Genomic DNA, 17,787 nt, shown 5'->3' with positions numbered 1-17,787 from the left:
TCCTTCTTCATTTCAAAATCTCATTTTCTATTGTACCAAAAAAAGGGGGAAGGCTCTAGCAGAATCATGTGATTTTAGTTTCTCTAAGCCAAAACCACCCCACAGTTCAACTGCGAGGTGGACTTTTTATTGTTCAGCTTCAAATCGGTGGTAGACGTCAATAAATTCTTGGGCGATATATTTGAAGCCTTCGGCACTCATAAGCTGGTCTTCTGCATGCATGAGAAGAAGTTTCAGATCAATGGTTTCTTGATTGGCTTCCTTGGTAATGAGGTCTGCATGGGCATGGTGGCCTGCTGCAAAATCCTGATCTCCTTGGGCCATCAGCTCTTCTGCTCCTGCAAAATTTCCTTTTTTTGCCTCCTGAATGGCCTCAATGTAGCAAGAACGGGCTGAGCCAACAGAAGCGATGATTTGAAATGCGACTAATTCTGTTCCTTCCATATGCCCTCCTAGTCTCCCAAGATTTCCTTGACGCGGTCAATAATTTTTTGACCGTTCATGGTGCCGTAGGCCTGAATATCCATCGCTTCAACGGGCTTATCGGGATACATGCCCTTCACTTTGGCTAGATTAAAGCGGATTTGTGGGCCAAGAAGAATCACATCGGCATCCTGCCCAGTATCAGCAACAGTGCCGACAGGCTGAGCATCAACGGTCACATCATAGTCAATACTAGCAGCATATTCACGCATCTTGTTCATGAGCAAGGAGGTGGACATACCAGCAGCGCAGATTAGAAGTACTTTTCTCATAGTTATTTCCTTTCTACTATTCAGACTGAGCAAGGTTTTCTTGTTCTTCTTTCAGGGCTTGGTTATCCGCAATCTTGAAGAATGGGTACCAAATGAAGATTTGAACAAAGATAACAACGATAATGGCTATTCCAAATTTCCATCCCCCTGTGATAAACGGTCCAATAAATGGAGGCATCACCCAAGGCAGGGAAATGGTTGGGTTAAAGGCTGAACCAACTCCCAGCACATCGAGGGCAAAGATTCCCATAACACCACCGACAAAACTAGCTAAAATCATTGGGATGAAGAAAATGGGGTTGAGCATGATGGGCATACCAAAGATCATGGGCTCATTGATGTTGAAAATATTGGGAATAACCGCTACATTTCTTAAGGCCTTGAAGCGTTCTGACTTGGCAGAGTACATTGACAGGGCCAGTGAAAGAGTCGAACCCGTACCTCCGATATAGCAAAAACTATAGAGTACAGAGAAGGTCAGGAATGGCAGTTGAGCAGATGGAGTTCCAGCCAGAAAGGCTTCTGTATTGGCTGTTCCAGCTGACATGAGGACTGGGATATAGACACTGAGAATAGGCGCTGGGTGGATACCGAAGAACCAGCAAAGATTCATAAAAGCGTGGAAGAAAATGAGAGACCATGGATTGGCTCCAAAGAGCATAACAGGTTTGGCCACCACATTGCTGACTAGGTCAAAGACATTGCCGTATGGGGTCAGACCAGCTGCATAACGGACCAGAAAGACGCCAAAGAAGAGAATCATGGCCACAAAGGTGGGGCTCAATGATTCGGAAACATTTGGCGGTACAGAAGCCGGAAGTTTGAGCTTGATATTCTTTTTCATAAGGGTGGAATAGCTGGCCGCAATGACGATGGCTGTAATCATTCCGACAAAGATACCATTACTTCCCATATTGGTCTGAGTCAGACCAGCTACACCCTGATCACCTACGGTGATGGTTTGGGGCTGCAAGACAATGAAGGCCGCCAGAGCTAAGATGGCCGCTGTCAGACCGTTTTCCTTTTCATTTTTAGCATAATGGTAGGCAATGGTCGGTACAATGTAGGCAGCCAGCAAACTGGTCGTCCCTGCTACAATATCCAACATATGCGGTCCCATACCAGTGCTAGTTAGAAAATCTTGCCAAAAGGGAATGGGTAAATTCCCCAGGATAGCAAAACCCGCTACGCCCAGAGTAATGGGCATGGAAGACATCATACCAGCTGTTAAAGCCCCGATGATTTTACTCTCACTGAGTTTTTGTGCAAAGGGTCCCATGAAACGTTCAAGACCTGACTGCATCGAATCCATAAACGACATATCGTAACCTCCTCTGATGGTTTATTATCTCTTTTTCAAGTGATTTTTAATCTTTCTTTTGGGCATTGAGCCATGCGTAGACGGTGTCAAATTCTTTGCCATCAACAGTCGCTTTTTGGCTGCCACCCAAGTTGGAATTGTTTGCTTTGTAGCCTGATAGGTCTGCTTGTCCAGTGATATCCGCTGGATTTTGCACTCCAGAAACCTGGTTGTTAAAGTAGTAAATCCAAGACCAGTGGCCCATGTATTGGCTGCCCTTGTCATCTACTCCTAGGACAGACTCATAGTAGGAGAACCAAGTATTGGTAGCACCCGCTTCCAGCAAGGCCTTGTAAACGGGAAGTGGATAGTTTTCTGGCAGGACAGTTGTATCATCTGCAGAATGGATGAACCACATTGGGATGTTCTTGATTTTGTTTACTTTTTCTTGGTCAAACCAAACAGTATCTAACTTAACAGCCTCAGGACGGCCGGTCTCCTTATTTTCTACTCGTTTGTAGGTACCATCCTCATTTTTTTCATAATTGTAGTAGGCATAGGCTGGAGCGTTTGGTACTAGGGCTGCAAAGTAGTCTGGGTAGTGGATGGCCATATTGAGGGTCATGTAGCCACCATTTGAGCAGCCTGAAAGATAGATACGATTTGGGTCGACATCAGGATTGGAGGCTACATAGTCCTTGATGGCATCCATGAGAATTTCGGTATAGCGGGAAACTCCTGCACCGACACCATTGGTCCCATCGCCCTCATCCATCCAGTAGGTCGGTGTTTGAACTGCCAAGACATAGGCCCCCACTTCTTCGCCAGCTGTGAATTGGCTTTGAATCTCGTCTCGGGTCAGGGCTGTCACTTCATTTCCAAGAAGGGTAATATTGATGTCCGTTCCCCCTTCACCCTGGCCATGGAGCCAAATGAGGAGAGGATTTTTCTTGCCATCTTGGAGGGTTTCTGGTTCAAAGGCGGCATAGTTGAGGGTTAGCTCTTCTTCTTGCTTTTTGAGGGTATTGAGATAGGTACCTGTAAATTCTTTGCGAACAGTGAACTGGTCAGCTTCTGGAATGATGCGGTTGGCAATGGCATCTTCTTCCTTGGACAATTTTTTGCCGCTGACCGTCAAATCAGAGATAGTCACAGGATATTCTTTGACCCACTGGTTCATAAAGACTTCCATGTTATAAGTGAAAGGACTGGCCAGACCTGAAAATGTTTCCTTATTGTAACTGGTTGCTAGTTCCAAGGTCACATACTTACTTTTTGCATCCGTTTCATTTCCTTTTTCATCTGAGAGGTAGGCATCGGTGACTTCCCTATCCTGGGAAAGGGTTTGGACCTTGACATCTGCGGTCTCTACGGTGGAAACTGGATTTTCAAGTTCGACTACCAGTTTATTGACAGCGGGTCCATACTCGTAACCTTGAATCCCCAAAGAGATTTTTTGAATAGCGTTTTGCTCCACTTCCGAACCTCCTTTCGTCGAGCAAGCCTGAAGCAAGAAAGCAGCCCCCACTGTTGCCAGAGCAAGAAAGGGCTTGTACTTTTTGAAAAAACCAATATATGCCATGCTGCATCTCCTTTTTTTGTTTTTTCTTCATTATACTGATTTTCAGGAAAAGAATTCTCCCATTTCTCTTCATAAAAAGGGCGGAAATTGATATTTTCTGCCGATTTTTGGATAAAAAAGGGAATCGGCTAGGGATTCCACTTCTTCTATTTTACCTTCCCTCCAAGAGCGTATAGAGTGCCCCATAAAGATTAGCATCATTTCCAAACCGGGCTGGAAGGATGGTGATGTCTGGGAAGTTCATCTTGATGGCCGGTTCTTCCTCCAAAAAGAGTTGAAACTGTCTTTTGATTTCCTCAATAAGGATGGGTTGAGCACTGATGCCGCCCCCAATGGTGTAGTGGGTCAAGTCATAAAAGGCCTGGAGGTTGACAATCAGATAAACCAACTTGCGGCAATAGGCTTGAAAAATGTCTAGGGCTCCTTGATGGCCTGCCCGGATGGCTTCAAAGGCTGCGCGCCCATCCTTTAGATCCTCATGTCCGACCGCCTTGTTGACCTGAGAAATCATATGGACAGCTGAGCCAATAAGACCTGTCATCTTATGAAAGCCTGGCAAGCTAGCATCTAAGATGGAAAGACTCAACTCCCCTGCCTGAAAATGTGGCCCCAGACGGAGTTTCCCGTCTAGGATAATACCACCACCGACACCTGTCCCCAAGACGATAACAGCCGCATCCTGGACACCCTGAAGACTCCCCAACCAAAGCTCTGCTAGGGCAGCAGCCTTGGCATCATTTTGCACACTAGCCCTCAAACCATATCTTTCCTTGATGACTTCTTTGAGGCAGACCTGGTCTAAATAGGTCAAGGCACCACCAAAATAAATGGTCCCTGTTTGGCTATCTACCTTACCAGGCACACTAAAGGCTACACCTTCAATCTTCTCCTGATACTGGTCAATAATGGAGAAAATACTTTCAAAAAACTGGTCCAAAGACTTGGGTGGGGTCGGCACATGGCCTGCCTGAGTCAGCCCTCCATTTTCCTGCATAAGGGCATACTTGATATGGGTTCCTCCGACATCAATGGTCAGGTAAGTGGGCATATCTTATCCTCCTTCTATGTTCTAGTTTCACTGTATCAGATTCCCTATCCGAATAGCTGCAAGAAGGAATCATCTTACAGGCGCTGATTGATATTCTTTTTCTTAATTTCTCTGGAAGTGAGACCGTAGTTTTTCAGCAGGGCCCTATCCATGGTCCTAAGGCCACTAAAGCCACAGTCCAAGGCGATTTGAGTGGCTGTTTTTTGCCCTTCCAAAAGTAGCGGATAGGCATGTTTGGCTCGGACATAGTTGAGATATTGGAAAACGGTGATGTTCATCTGTTCCTTGAAAAATCGAGCGAGATGCTCCTTGGATAAATAGCAAAATTTGGCAATATCTTCTAAATCCAATTCTGCTCGAAAGTTCTCTTCAATGTACAGTTTGATGTTTGTTATGCGCTCTTTTTGCTGGCTGTCCTGCTTGTCTGATAAGGTAATCTTGCGCTTCTCCAAAAAATATTCCAACAATAATTCTAAGATTTCAAGGAGCAGAATCGTCTTCCGCAGGTGGGCATCCGTATGGTAGAGTGCCGCTATACTTTCCAGTTTTTCCTGTAAGGCCTGATAGGCTGGATGACAGTCCCACTTTTCCTCGCTTAGGGTATTGATATTGAATTTATAAGCATGGATATCCGATTTGTAGCGCTTGATAATGCGATAAGGAAAAATAATGGTCAGGGCCCTTTCATCCTGCTCGGGGTCGTGAAAGGTTCGAATGCTGTGCAAATCAGTAGAATTGATCACCAAAATCTGCCCTGGTCTGGTTTTATAGGATTGACCAGCAATAAAGAAATTATTGATACTACCAGATAGGGTATAGCTAATTTCGACCGAAGTATGCCAGTGAGGCTCGATATAGCCGGACTGGTTCTGATCATGCAGGTAAATCCAGGCTGGCAGATGGTCATCCGGTACAACAATCTCATGTTTGGGCATTATCAGGCTCCTCTCTTCTAATCTCAGCTAGCTTATCGTAAAGATAAATTAACCCTATTATAGCACGTGAAAGCGATTTTTTGTTCTTTTTTACATAAATGAAAAGCATGATTTAACGTATCATACTTCTCATTTTTGACAATCATAGTCTTTTCTTACTCCCCCGACTTGAGGGCTTCCAGCATGTCCAGGTGGCGGAGTCTGTGGTTGACCAAGACGCCCAGGACAGCTAGAATGGCCAGAACACTGATGACTGGAATCAGATAGCCCTGAAGCGGAACGCTGGGATTGAACATGGTGGTGGAAGAACCCAGAAAACTGAGGATGTATCTGTGGAGGGCATAGCCTGCACCAAGGCCCAGCACAATCCCAATCATGGCCAGGATGATGGTTTCCCGGTAGATGTAGAGGGTCACTTCCTTGTTATGGAAGCCGAGAACGCGGATGGTAGACAATTCGCGGACCCGCTCTGCCACATTGATGGTGGTCAGATTAAAGAGGATGACCATGGCCAAAAGGACGGACAGGACAGTCAAAATAATCATGACAGACTGAAGGGAGTCGGCCACCTGCTCAATCATGGCAATCAAGGAGGTATTTTGAACCAGGCCTTCAACGCCCTTGAGGGCCAAGAGTTGAGCTGCCAATTCCTTGATTTTGACTGGAGTCTGCTCTTTAGAGGTGATGAAATAGGCATCTTTCTGAGTTGCTTGACCGGTCACCTCTTCATAGTAGGCTGGGGTCAGGTAGATAAAGTGGCCGGTGTACATTTCTGCTATGGCTGCGACTTGAACGGTGACCGTCTGGTCTTGGATGTGAAGGGTGACTGCATCCCCTGCCTTTACCCCATAGAGATTGGCCAGGTTTTCTGTCAAAACCGCTCCCTGATCGGTCAAATCGATTTTGTCCCCGCCTCTTTCTTGCAAGTGGACGAAGCCTGCCAACTCTTCTGGCTCAGAAACCATGAGGTTGATGCTGATGGTTTCATCCAGACCTGCTGGTTCTTCTGTCAATCTGCTTGACTGGAGCTGGACCGCTTTTTGGACCTTGTCTGACTCAAGGACCTCTGTCACTTCCGCCACTTGCTCCGAGCTGGCATCTTCTTTTTGCACCAGCAGGATATCATAAGAAAGCAAATCGCCAAACTGCCTTTCTGCGATACCTGAAACGGAGGACTGGATACCTAGGCCAGCAAAGAGCAGGGCTACCGAGCCTGCCACTCCAAAGATGGTCATAAACATGCGCAGTTTGTAGCGAAAGATATTGCGGGCTGTCACCTTTTGCGTAAAGGTCAGTCGTTTCCAGATAAGGGGCAGGTATTCAAGGAGAATCCTGGAACCAGCAACTGGTGGCTTGCCTTGCAGGAGCCGGGCTGGTTCATTGGTTAATTCTTTGCGAGCTACTAGGTAGGTTGGCAGGACGGCTGAAAGGAGGGCAAGCCCTAGGGCCAGGAGGGTCCAGGATGAATAAAAGTAGAGGTTGGATTGACCGATAACGGTTGATTTGGCGATGATATTGCCAATCATGGGGGATAGGAAGACATTGCCAAGAAGGATACCGACCAGGGTTCCTGCCAAACTAGCGACTAATCCATAGATGACAAACTTGGTCACAATCTGACTTTTGCTGTAACCAAGGGCTCCCAGAATCCCCAACTGGTGGCGCTCCTCATCCACAAAGCGGGTCATGGTGGTAAAGGTCACGAGTGCAGCCACTAGATAGAGGACTAGGGGGAAGATATTGCCGATAGAGGAGATACTGGAAGTGGATTCCCTGTAATTTTCATAGCCAACTGACCCTGGAAGTGTGGAGCGACTATAGACCCGATAGGCTGGTGCTTCCATGCCATCAAGTTCTGTCTGGGCCTGGGCCAGGTCCTCCTTGGCTGCCTGAATTTGACTCTGGGCAGTTCCAGCTTCTTGCTCATAGGTTTGTGTGGCTGCATCCAATTCTTCTTGGGCCTGGGCCAGTTTACTCTCCTCCTGGGAGAGACTGGAGGTGGAGTTATCCAGCTGAGATTGACCTGCCTGATACCGGGCTAGACCGGCTTGGTATGCAGCCAGACCGGACTGATACTGGGCGTAGCCTGCCTCATACTGGGCTAGGCCAGACTGGTATTGGGCTAGGCCGGCTTCATACTCTTGCAGGCTAGCCTGATAAAAGCTTTCTTGGGCCTGGTATTGGGCAAAGCCTGTCTGGTACTGGGCAAAACCAGCCTCATAGGCCTGGATAGCCTGAGCTAAACTGGCTTCCTGGGCCTGGATTTTGGCTTGGGCTTCCTGGATTTCTGGCAGGGAATAGGGGTCCTTGCCCTCAAAGAGGAGCTGGTTAATTTGCCCTTCCAGGGCCTCTTTGGCCAGTTGAAGTTGGTACTGGCCTTCTGAAATCTGGGCTGCTGCCTGGTTGAGTTCTTGGTTTTTAGCTTCTAGCTGGGCCTTGGCGGTGGCCAGTTCCTGGGCTGCTGCATCCAGCTGAGGCTTGCTGGCATCCAGCTGGGCCTTGCTGCTATCTAGTTGGGCCTTGGCACTGGTCAGGGACTGATAGGTGGCGTCCAGCTGGGCCTTGGCGGCAGATAACTCCTGCCAGGATTGGGCCAGGCTGGCCTGGCCACTGGCTATTTGAGATTTGGCAGCCTGGAGCTGATCTTGGCCTTGAGTCAGCTGGCTTTCCCCGTCCTTGATTTTCTGCTCTGCCTCTGTTAGGTCTTGCTCAGACTGGGCAATTTCTGCCTGACCGTCCTGAATAGCCTCCTGGGCACTGGCTTTGAGAACCTCCAATCGCTGCTGGCCATTATCAGCCAGCAGTGTTTCCAAATCCTGCTGGTGCTGACTGATTTTTTTCTCATAGGCAGCACTGTAATAGGGCTCCTCAGCCAAGTCGGTATAGCGGATCCGAGCCAGCATATAGACCTCCGAATCAAAGGCCTGGGGGCTGGTGACGGCATAGGCTGTCAGCTCTCCTGTTCCGACGGTGGTTTGGCCGATACTGGTCTGGTCCCAGATCTCAGAGGAGTGGACAAAACCTGTGATGGTAAAGGTCTCCGCCTTGAGCGGGCTGTCCTGACCCAGGGTGAAAGAAATGGTATCGCCGATCTTGTAGTCCTTTTGCAGGCTGGTCGCCAGAGCAATTTCTGATTCCTTTTGGGGGAGGTGACCTGAAACCAGCTCATACTGGGAAATCTTGTCCGTTTGGGAAAAAATCCTTACGGCCTGATAGGTGTCCTTGATGGTGACATCGGTCAGGTAAGCAAATTCCACCTGGGCTTGGGGCAGGTCTTTCAGCTCCTGTACATCCGCTTCATCCAGGCCATAATCTGCCATGACCGCCAAGTCCAGCATCTGGGTCTTATCAACAAAAAGCTGGGCGGTCCGCTCCATATTGGGTGTGGTGACCTTAAGGCCAACCAAGGCCATGGCCCCAATCATCATGAGGCTAAAAATGGAAAAGAAGCGGCCCTTTGACTGACGGATGGTCAGCCAAATATCCTTCCAATAGATTTTCTTTTTCATAGGTTTCCTCTAGTATTCTAGGGTCGCAATATCTTGCGGTGCTGGGTTGAGCTGGATGGACTGGACGGTGGCATCCCGCATGTGGATGACCCGATCCGCAATCGGAGCTAAGGCGCTGTTATGGGTCACGATGATGACCGTTGTATCCTGCTTGCGGGCCATATCCTGTAAGATTTGGAGGACCTGTTTTCCTGTCTGGTAATCAAGGGCACCAGTCGGCTCGTCGCAAAGGAGGATTTTAGGCTTCTTGGCCACCGCACGCGCAATGGCCACCCGCTGCTGCTCACCGCCCGACAGTTGGGCAGGAAAATTGTTGAGGCGATGGCCCAGTCCTACTTCTGTCAAAATGTCCACGGGGTCCATGGCATCCTTGACGATTTCGGAGGCCAGTTCTACATTTTCCTTGGCAGTCAGATTGGCCACCAGATTATAAAACTGGAAGACAAAGCCGACATCATCCCGGCGGTAATTGGTCCGCTGATGGGAGTTGAGTTGAGCGATGTCGACTCCATCAATGATGACTTGACCCTCATCGTTGGTATCCATACCGCCCAAGATGTTGAGCAGGGTGGATTTTCCCGCCCCTGAGGAACCCAAAATGATGACCAACTCCCCTTTTTCAATGTCGAAGGTCACATCTTGGTTGGCTATAATCTCTTGCTCCCCGCTTCCATAGCGCTTGGCTGAATGCCTGACTTCAATATAGGCCATGCTTGTCCTCTTTCTATTTGCGATTTCTACTACTATTGTAATCTAAAAAGCCTGATAATTCAAAGAAAGGCTGGACCATTGAGCAGATTTATGCCCTATCTAGGTCCAGTCCTTCCTGATGACTGCTCAGACTTTTTTTAATTTCTTGGATAAAAGCGGAGCAGATAGGTGACAGTTTTTTCTGCTTGCTGGTGACATAGCCCAGGGTATGGGGCGGGCTGTCCTTGAGGGGAATGATGACGATCTGCTCCTTGATAAAACCATCCACAATGCCCAGACCAGAAGCATAGGCATCGGTGGCGCAAAGGAGATTCATGACGGTTCCTCTGTCATTGCTATACAAAATACCTTGATTGTGCTGGACTTCTAAGGGGTCTTCATCAAAGTTGAGGCCTGATTTTTCCTGGCGAAAGCGGACCTGGTTGTAGCCTTCCAATTCAGACTCGGCAATTTCTGTCTTTGTGGCCAAGGGGTGGTCCCGACGCAGGAAAATCCTCGTTGGAAATTCGCCCAGGGAGGTGAATTCTAAGTCCTGGTGCTCAATGGCCCGCTCCAAAATGTGCTTGTTTTCCTCGTTTAAGTAAATGATACCCAAATCGGCCTCAAAGCTGGCCACATATTCCATAATCCGCTTGGTCGTGGTCTCCAGAAGCTGGAACTCCTGATAGTCTTCTTGAAAGTGCTGGGCGATGGTGGCCAAGGGAACGGACAAAAAATCATAGTGGTGGGAGGCCACCGTAAAACTTTTCTTGAAGGTAGACTGGTAACGCTGCTCCAGCAAATCCATTTCGCCAATGATTCTCTTGGCGTATTTCAGAAAATCATAACCGTCTTCAGTCAGTCTGACCCCCATATTGGACCGGATGAAGAGCTGGACACCCAGTTCATTTTCCAAATCCTTGATAGAACTGGAGAGGTTGGGCTGGGTCACAAAGAGTTCTTTGGCGGCCTGGTTAAAGGACCCGCAACGGGCAATGACCTCGACATACCGACACTGCTGCAAATTCATGACACAAGCCCTCCTCATCCCTTTTTGCCATTATAACAAATGGAGGCCTGAAAGATAAGAAACATCCCTATATAAAAAACCAAAGACCCCATAAGTTTTCTTTATAGCGGGCCATAAATCCTAAAAATAATAAGGGATTTTTATAACAGACTATTAAAAATATAGATTATGCAAGCTAGGACGGGAGTGATAAGATAGGGGCATGTTGAAAAAGAAAGGAAGTACAACAATGACAACTAAAAGAGAATTAGTCCTAAAGGCCTTTAAGGGAGAAAAGGTGGAGCGTGTGCCAGTTGGTTTTTGGTACCATTTTGCTGAAGAAGATGAGTTGCTTAATGGCTTTCAAAATCCAGACATTTTCGTCAAAAATGTGGCTGGTCACAAGCGCTTTGTCCAAGAGGTGCAGCCTGACTTTGTCAAGATTATGAGTGATGGCTTCTTCTCCTACCCCAATCCCCTGATTACAGATCAGGTACGCTCCATCAAGGATTTGGCAGCTATTGAGTCCATCGGTGACGAGCACCCTTGGTTTGACCAGCAAGTTGCATTGGTCAAGGAGGTGCGGGCTACTTTTACCGAAGACATTGTGGCTGTTTATAATATTTTTGCTCCCTTGACCCATCTCAAATGGCAGATTTCAAACAAGGTAGCCTTCGGTGATGAGCTGGTTGCAAACTTTCTAAAAGAAGACCCTCAAACCTTCCGGCATGTCCTAAAAGTCATTGCTCAGGACCTGGCTACCCTGGTGAAAAAAATCATCACAGAAGCTGGAGCGGATGGTATTTATTACAGCGCCCAGACCATTCAGGTGCCTGGTTTTAGCAGTCAAGACTACACAGAGTATATCTCGGAGAGTGACCTGATTGTGCTGGAGGCTGCCAATCGGGCTCATGGTCAAAACATCCTGCACATCTGCGGTTACAAGGGAGCCAGCAACGATGTGACCATCTTCAAAGATTATCCCGTTCAGGTTGTCAACTGGGCTGTCGGCCCAGAAGGGCTTTCCTTAAAAGAAGGGAAAAGATTATTTGGCGGTAAGACTGTCTTAGGTGGTTTTGAAAATACAGAGGAAGGCCTACTCTATACAGGAAGCAAGGAAGATATTCAAGCCAAAGCCAGAGAATTGGTCGCTGAAAATGGCCAGCAAGGCATCATCATCGGTGCGGATTGCACCATTCCAAGCGATATTGACAACCGCCGCATTGCCTGGGTCAGGGAAGCATTGGCAGAATAAAGGAGAGAAAATATGAGCAAGAAAACATGGTATATCGCAGGGGGAGCCGTGGCCCTCATCGCAGCGGCAACCCTCATCGGCCGTCAACTAACAGGAACTTCAACAGGAACTAGTTCCAGTTCAACGACTGCCTCATCTGATCAGGTCATCACGCTGCAGGTAGCCCACACCCAAAGCTATGCCCCTTATGATTTTATCAATGACAAGGGAGAAAGTGATGGTTTTGAAGTTGCCGTCCTAAAGGCCGTCGATGAAAAGTTGGCCAACTACCAATTCGAATACACAGGGACCAGTGACGAAGATTTGCTGATTGGTTTGGAATCTGGAAAATACGATATTGGAACCAAGGGAGCCTGGTACACTACTGAAAGGGCTGAGAAATTTATCATTCCTGAAGAAGCGATTGCAGCGAGTATCATCGGTTTTACCATTCGCAAGGAAGATGAGAGCCGATTCACAGACATCGATAGCTTTGCCGCTGCCAATGGCAAGCTGGTGCCCATTTCCCCTCAGAATGCTCAGTATAATGTCATCCAAGAATACAATGAAACAGCTAAAAATCCTATTGAACTGACAGAAGCTGAAATCTTCAAGAACTCTGATGCTTACGCCTGGGTCTTGGAAGGGCGGTATGATGCCTACTTTGACATCAAACTGTCCTTTGAAAATGCGGTCCTCAAAGAAGATGGTCCCTATCATCAGTATGCCGACCAGCTGACCTGGTTCCCTTACAAAGGTATCAAGACCTACCCACTCCTGCACAAATCAGACCAAAATGCAGCCTTTGCTGAGGAATACAATGCAGCCATTCAAGAACTGCAGGCTGACGGCACCATTGCCAAGTTATCGGAAGAATACTTTGGAGAAGATGTCTTTTCCTATGTCACAGACTAGGAGGAAGGAATGGTTTCCTATCAACCAAGTTATATTTTTGATGTTTTACCGCAGCTGATTCAGGCCCTGCCCCTAACGCTTTGGATTCTCCTGATGACCATCTTTTTGGGAAGCCTCTTGGGGCTCCTCTTGACCTGGGCCCAGCTTTCCAAAGAAAAGGGCCTGGCTGGACTGGCCAGGGGCTACATCTTTTTACTACGCTGTACACCACCCATCGTCCTGCTCTTTATGGTCTTCTATGGCCTGCCGGAATTTTTAAACTGGTGGCTAGGATTGGACGTCAATGGCTGGTCCAGGACGGTCTTTGTTCTCCTGGCCATGACCCTACTTTTTGCCGCTTCTATCTCTGAGGTCTTTAAGTCAGCCTATCTAGCCGTCCCCAAGGGGCAATTAGAGGCTGGACTCAGTATCGGCCTCACAACAAGTCAGACCCTGATTCGCATCATCTGCCCCCAGGCCTTGCGCTTTGCCCTGCCCAATATCTCCAATGCCATTTTGAATTTGCTCAAGGACACCGCCCTGGCCTATACGATTGGTTTGGCCGATGTGATGGGAACTGGGAATCTCATCATCGGTCAAAATATGGGAAACTATTCGCTGGAAACCTACACAGCAGTGGCTTTGATTTACTGGGGGCTGGCTCTGTTTTTGGCCCTAGTCAGTCAGGGAATCGAGGCCAAATACGATAACGTCCGTACTTAGGAGGAAATATGAATTTCACATATATTGTTGAGACCTTCTTCAAGGCCCTGGCTGGGGTTCCAGTCACTCTAGGAATCATGGTGGTTTCCATCCTTTTGAGTTTTCTGCCTGCCCTTTTTTTGGCCCTGGGAAGGATTTATCGCTGGCCGGGGGTCAGCCAGTTTTCCATTCTGTATTTGACGTTCATCCGGTCCACTCCTCCTATCTTATTGATTCTATTCTTTTATAGTCTCTTGCCCAGTATTCTAAACAGTCTGCTGCAAGCAACAAGCATCAATGTCTTTGATATTCCTCCCATTTTTTATGCCTTCATTATTTTCAGCCTGATGGCCACAGCCAGCCTGTCTGAAATTATTCGATCAGCCATTCTAACAGTAGATTCAGGTCAGCTAGAAGCCGCTCTGGCCATTGGTTTGTCCCATTTTCAAGCATACTGGCGTATCATTTTCCCCCAGGCTCTCAAGTCAGCCTTACCCAATCTCTGTAATTTGGTCATCAATCTGGTCAAGGGGACTTCGCTGGTCTTTGTCATGACAGTCAAAGATATCACAGCCATCGCCAAAATCGAGGCAGCCTATGGCTACCAATATTTTGAGTCCTACTTTGTTATCTTCATCATTTATATCATCATCTGTGGCATGATTCAGCTCCTCTTTTCTTGGCTGGAAAATCGTGCCGCCATCGCCTAGGAGGTCTTCATGCTAACTGCAAGCAATATTGAAAAAAGCTTTGGAAATAAGAAAGTGTTGGATGGTGTCCATTTGACTGTCCATCAGGGAGATGTGGTGGTTATTCTTGGACCTTCAGGATCTGGTAAAACCACTCTTTTAAGGACCTTAAATCACTTGGAAAAAGCTGATAAGGGCCAACTAACCTTGGACGGTAACACCTATGACCTGGCCAAAATTCAGCAAAAAGAGATTTTGGAACTCCGCAAAAAAACAGCCTTTGTTTTCCAGAATTACAACCTTTTTGCCAATAAAACGGCCATCGAAAATATCCTCGAAGGGCTGGTCATTGCCCGGAAAATTCCCAAAAAAGAGGCCATCAAGATCGCAGAGGAGGCCTTGGCCAAGGTTGGTCTACTGGACCGCAAAGATGCCTATCCCAGCCAGCTCTCTGGGGGGCAGCAGCAACGAATCGGCATCGCCCGGGCCATCGCTGTCAAACCTGATGTCATCCTCTTTGATGAACCGACTTCGGCCCTGGACCCAGAATTGATTGGAGACGTTCTGACTGTCATGAAGGAGTTGGCTGCCGAAGGGGTGACCATGATTGTCGTGACCCACGAAATGAGCTTTGCCCGTGATGTGGCCAACCATATTCTCTTTATGGAAAATGGCCGGATCATCGAAGAAGGCCATCCCCGGGACTTCTTGACCCGCCCCAAAGAAGAACGAACCAAGCAATTCTTGACCCGTATCATCCCTGAATTGCAGATTGACCCCGTTATTTAACAAGCAAAAAAAGCCTAAACTAGGCTTTTTTTATCATAATTTTTTCCAAAATCCTCGGTAGAACCAAACCTGTAAACCTGCAGCTAGGGCCAAAATCAAGACAATGATACCGAGATTGACCAACATGATATTGGTGTAGAGGGCCAGCATGACAGCAGCTAAGGTCAAGAGACTTCCCACAATCATGAGGCCAAAGGTGCCTAAGGCTACCAAGAGATTGCTTTTCCCACGGGAAAAGAGTTGGTTGACATTCTGCCAGTTAAGACTCAAGAGCCGATAATCCCGCCAGTAAACCGCCTGACTAGATACCATTGCGGCGACTAGAACCCCCAATAGGAAAAAGAGAGTCAACAGAAATGGTGGTTTTAAGAAAAAGAGGAGCATGAGGAGGTAAACCGCAAATGGTAAACCATGCTGGACCAAGCAAATCAGTAAGAACTTATCCACCAAAAAGCTCTTAAAGTTAATAGGCAGGGTCTTGAGGAAGGTGTAATTTTCCCGCTCTAGTGAAATAGCTACCCCTACAAAACTATTGGGGCTACCAAAGAAGACACCAAAGATAAACCCGACCAAGAAGGCGACACCAAAAAACTCTGAGGGAATATCGGAAAATGAAAACTCTCCATTCGTAATCGGCCCAATAAAGATAAAACTATATAGCAGGGGCATGATGTAACTTTGAACAATGAGGGTACCGTCTGTCAAGGTGGACAGATGGTGTTTCCTTAGAGTTTGCTGGAGGGTCAAGTCCTTGACAGCACTTGCTTTCTTGACCTTCTTCTTGGATTGGACATGCTCCATAGCCAAAATCTGCCGGAAATAGGAAGGCACCACCTGCCGCCAGACATAGACGAAGAGGGCCGCTACCAGCAAGAGGGTTAGCCCGAAATTCAGGATAGCTTCTGGACTAAGAGGATTGACCACTATATCATAAAAACCCCGTAGGAGAAAGATATTAGGCATGTCAGTCGGATGTTCACTCAGCATCTGGTTTTGACTGCTAAACTGAACAAAGAGGATAATCCCGACAGCTAGAATCGTTGAGACAGTCATCAGAGTAGCCGAAATAGTCTTTTTATAAGGGCTACGAACCAGCAACTCTCCTATAAAGTGAATCAGGGTCAGTCCCAGAAGATTGATAAAGATGAGAATCAGGGCTACCATAGGCAGAACCCAAAGAAGGCCAAGGGCTGAACCGGTCAGCTGCCAGTAAGAGATGCCCAACAGCGGAATAATGGGAGCTAAATAGGTTAGTACCGAACCCTGAGCTGAAAGGAGCTTGGCCAGATAGACCTCCCCAGCCTTCAGGGGCAGGGGTAGATAGAGCTTGGTATCATTACTATCATAGAAGATGGCAAAGAAACTGGTAAAACCATAGACCAGGGAAACAATCATGAACATGGTCAGCTGGACGGTAAACATGCCCGGCATAGAGCGGTAATCAATTCCGATGAAAAAATAGGAATAAACCACCAGCATAATCAGCATGCCGACCAACTGTTGACGAATCATGCTTTTGTAGGCAGAAAATCTGCCTTCAGGCTTTTTAGCCCTTTTCTTCTTGATGGCTTCCAGAATTTGCGGATTGGAATAAAGAATATTGATTTTGGTTAATTCCCAGATATTGGCCCACTTCATTCCTCCTCACCTGCCTTTGCTTCTGTTTGGCGACCAGCCAATTCCAGATAGATGGTTTCCAGGTCCTTATTTGGATAGTTGTTTTTCAGATCTTCCAAGGTTCCCACGAAAATCAGCTCCCCTTTTCTCAAAATACCAATCCGATCACAAAGCTGCTCGGCGACGGACAAAACGTGGGTGGAAAAGAGGACCGTATTGCCCTTTTGGGCATGTTCCTTCATCATTTCTTTAAGGTCAAAGGAGGCCTGCGGATCCAAGCCTGTCAAAGGCTCATCTAGGACCCAGATATCAGGATTTGGAATCAGGGCCCCAATAATAATGGTCTTCTGCCGCATCCCGTGTGAGAAACTGTCGATGGTCTCATCCTGGCGGTCTTGAATATCAAAGAGACGAGAGAGGGTGTCCATCCGAGCTTGAGCCAGCTCAGACTCCACTCCATAAACCTTAGCCAAAAAGTTCCAATACTCGCGAGCAGTCAGATTGAGAAAGATATCTGGCGAATCAGGCACATAGGCAATCCGCTTTTTAATGGCATCCCGATGCTGACTCAGTTCCAAGCCATCCACCAAGATTTGGCCAGAGGTTGGCTCGATGATGGAGGTCAAGAGACTGATGGAAGTCGTCTTCCCGGCCCCATTATGGCCAATCAAGCCAAAAATCTCCCCATTTTCCAGACTTAAACTTAAGTCCTTAAGGGCCGCAAACTCTCCATAGAGTTTAGAAACATGGTCAAACTGAATCATAGTATCTCCTCCTTCTATTCAACAGCTAGCAAACTTACATATTAATATGTTGTATATTATTATACTCCTTTTCTGGTTGATTATCTAGGAAAAACCAGAAATCTATATACTGCATATGTGGTTAAATATGTGCAAAGTCCTACCCAATTCATAGAAAGGGCTGAATCTACATCCGTCAAATCCTGATGAGATTCCCGTACTTCTCCTCTATCTCCACCAAGCTCATCTTCTGCAGTTTCGACTGAAAATCATCGTCGACACCCTGAACCT

At 47.3% G+C, this 17,787-nt stretch carries 16 protein-coding genes; 5 read left to right on the top strand and 11 right to left on the bottom strand.

Translation table 11 applies throughout. The annotated features are described in order from the left end of the window. Positions 1–126 precede the first annotated feature (126 nt). The 9 genes from ACEYCN_RS00775 to ACEYCN_RS00735 form a co-directional block, all read right to left on the bottom strand. Positions 127–444, bottom strand: coding sequence for a PTS lactose/cellobiose transporter subunit IIA (locus ACEYCN_RS00775; RefSeq protein ID WP_373712399.1), 318 nt, complete (start codon positions 442–444; stop codon positions 127–129). An 8-nt stretch (positions 445–452) separates the two neighbouring features. Next, entirely contained in the window at positions 453–755 is a 303-nt protein-coding gene (locus tag ACEYCN_RS00770; RefSeq protein ID WP_373712398.1) for a PTS sugar transporter subunit IIB, read from the bottom strand. A 16-nt stretch (positions 756–771) separates the two neighbouring features. Next, positions 772–2,076 carry a PTS sugar transporter subunit IIC gene (locus tag ACEYCN_RS00765; RefSeq protein ID WP_373712397.1) on the bottom strand — a complete coding sequence of 435 codons (1,305 nt, stop codon included), beginning with the start codon at positions 2,074–2,076 and terminating at the stop codon, positions 772–774. 46 nt (positions 2,077–2,122) lie between these two features. After that, positions 2,123–3,637, bottom strand: coding sequence for a prolyl oligopeptidase family serine peptidase (locus ACEYCN_RS00760; protein WP_373712396.1), 1,515 nt, complete (start codon positions 3,635–3,637; stop codon positions 2,123–2,125). A gap of 151 nt (positions 3,638–3,788) precedes the next feature. Then, positions 3,789–4,685, bottom strand: a complete 897-nt coding sequence (locus ACEYCN_RS00755; protein ID WP_373712395.1) for an ROK family protein — start codon at positions 4,683–4,685, stop codon at positions 3,789–3,791. Between the two features lie 74 nt (positions 4,686–4,759). Next, positions 4,760–5,620 carry a helix-turn-helix domain-containing protein gene (locus ACEYCN_RS00750; protein WP_373712394.1) on the bottom strand — a complete coding sequence of 287 codons (861 nt, stop codon included), beginning with the start codon at positions 5,618–5,620 and terminating at the stop codon, positions 4,760–4,762. A 155-nt stretch (positions 5,621–5,775) separates the two neighbouring features. Continuing rightward, a complete protein-coding gene (locus tag ACEYCN_RS00745; protein WP_373712393.1) occupies positions 5,776–9,129 on the bottom strand; it encodes an FtsX-like permease family protein in 3,354 nt (1,117 codons plus the stop codon). Positions 9,130–9,138: 9 nt separating this feature from the next. After that, positions 9,139–9,840 carry an ABC transporter ATP-binding protein gene (locus tag ACEYCN_RS00740; RefSeq protein WP_373712392.1) on the bottom strand — a complete coding sequence of 234 codons (702 nt, stop codon included), beginning with the start codon at positions 9,838–9,840 and terminating at the stop codon, positions 9,139–9,141. 88 nt (positions 9,841–9,928) lie between these two features. Continuing rightward, a complete protein-coding gene (locus ACEYCN_RS00735; protein WP_373712391.1) occupies positions 9,929–10,849 on the bottom strand; it encodes a LysR family transcriptional regulator in 921 nt (306 codons plus the stop codon). Between the two features lie 229 nt (positions 10,850–11,078). Between ACEYCN_RS00735 and ACEYCN_RS00730 the strand changes: the two genes are divergently transcribed. Genes ACEYCN_RS00730 through ACEYCN_RS00710 form a run of 5 tightly spaced genes read left to right on the top strand, consistent with a single transcriptional unit; the run spans position 11,079 to position 15,136 of the window. Continuing rightward, positions 11,079–12,083 carry a uroporphyrinogen decarboxylase family protein gene (locus ACEYCN_RS00730; protein WP_373712390.1) on the top strand — a complete coding sequence of 335 codons (1,005 nt, stop codon included), beginning with the start codon at positions 11,079–11,081 and terminating at the stop codon, positions 12,081–12,083. 12 nt (positions 12,084–12,095) lie between these two features. After that, the gene (locus ACEYCN_RS00725) at positions 12,096–12,977 is read left to right on the top strand and encodes a transporter substrate-binding domain-containing protein (protein WP_373712389.1); all 882 of its coding nucleotides are present in this window, start codon (positions 12,096–12,098) and stop codon (positions 12,975–12,977) included. 9 nt (positions 12,978–12,986) lie between these two features. Further along, positions 12,987–13,679 (top strand): amino acid ABC transporter permease, encoded by a 693-nt coding sequence (locus tag ACEYCN_RS00720; protein ID WP_373712388.1) that lies wholly within the window; start codon positions 12,987–12,989, stop codon positions 13,677–13,679. Between the two features lie 8 nt (positions 13,680–13,687). Continuing rightward, on the top strand, positions 13,688–14,368 hold the full coding sequence (locus ACEYCN_RS00715; protein WP_373712387.1) for an amino acid ABC transporter permease: 681 nt from the start codon (positions 13,688–13,690) through the stop codon (positions 14,366–14,368). Between the two features lie 9 nt (positions 14,369–14,377). Further along, positions 14,378–15,136 (top strand): amino acid ABC transporter ATP-binding protein, encoded by a 759-nt coding sequence (locus ACEYCN_RS00710; RefSeq protein ID WP_373712386.1) that lies wholly within the window; start codon positions 14,378–14,380, stop codon positions 15,134–15,136. 33 nt (positions 15,137–15,169) lie between these two features. Here the strand turns inward: ACEYCN_RS00710 and ACEYCN_RS00705 are convergent, their stop codons facing one another. Together ACEYCN_RS00705 and ACEYCN_RS00700 are read right to left on the bottom strand one after the other, a co-directional pair. Then, on the bottom strand, positions 15,170–16,774 hold the full coding sequence (locus ACEYCN_RS00705) for an ABC transporter permease (protein WP_373712385.1): 1,605 nt from the start codon (positions 16,772–16,774) through the stop codon (positions 15,170–15,172). Next, positions 16,771–17,517, bottom strand: coding sequence for an ABC transporter ATP-binding protein (locus ACEYCN_RS00700; protein ID WP_373712384.1), 747 nt, complete (start codon positions 17,515–17,517; stop codon positions 16,771–16,773). Before ACEYCN_RS00700 ends, ACEYCN_RS00705 begins: the two co-directional genes overlap by 4 nt. Positions 17,518–17,787 lie beyond the last annotated feature (270 nt).

This window comes from Streptococcus sp., assembly GCF_041802885.1.
GTDB lineage: Bacteria > Bacillota > Bacilli > Lactobacillales > Streptococcaceae > Streptococcus.
This window is presented reverse-complemented; position numbering and strand designations above follow the sequence as displayed.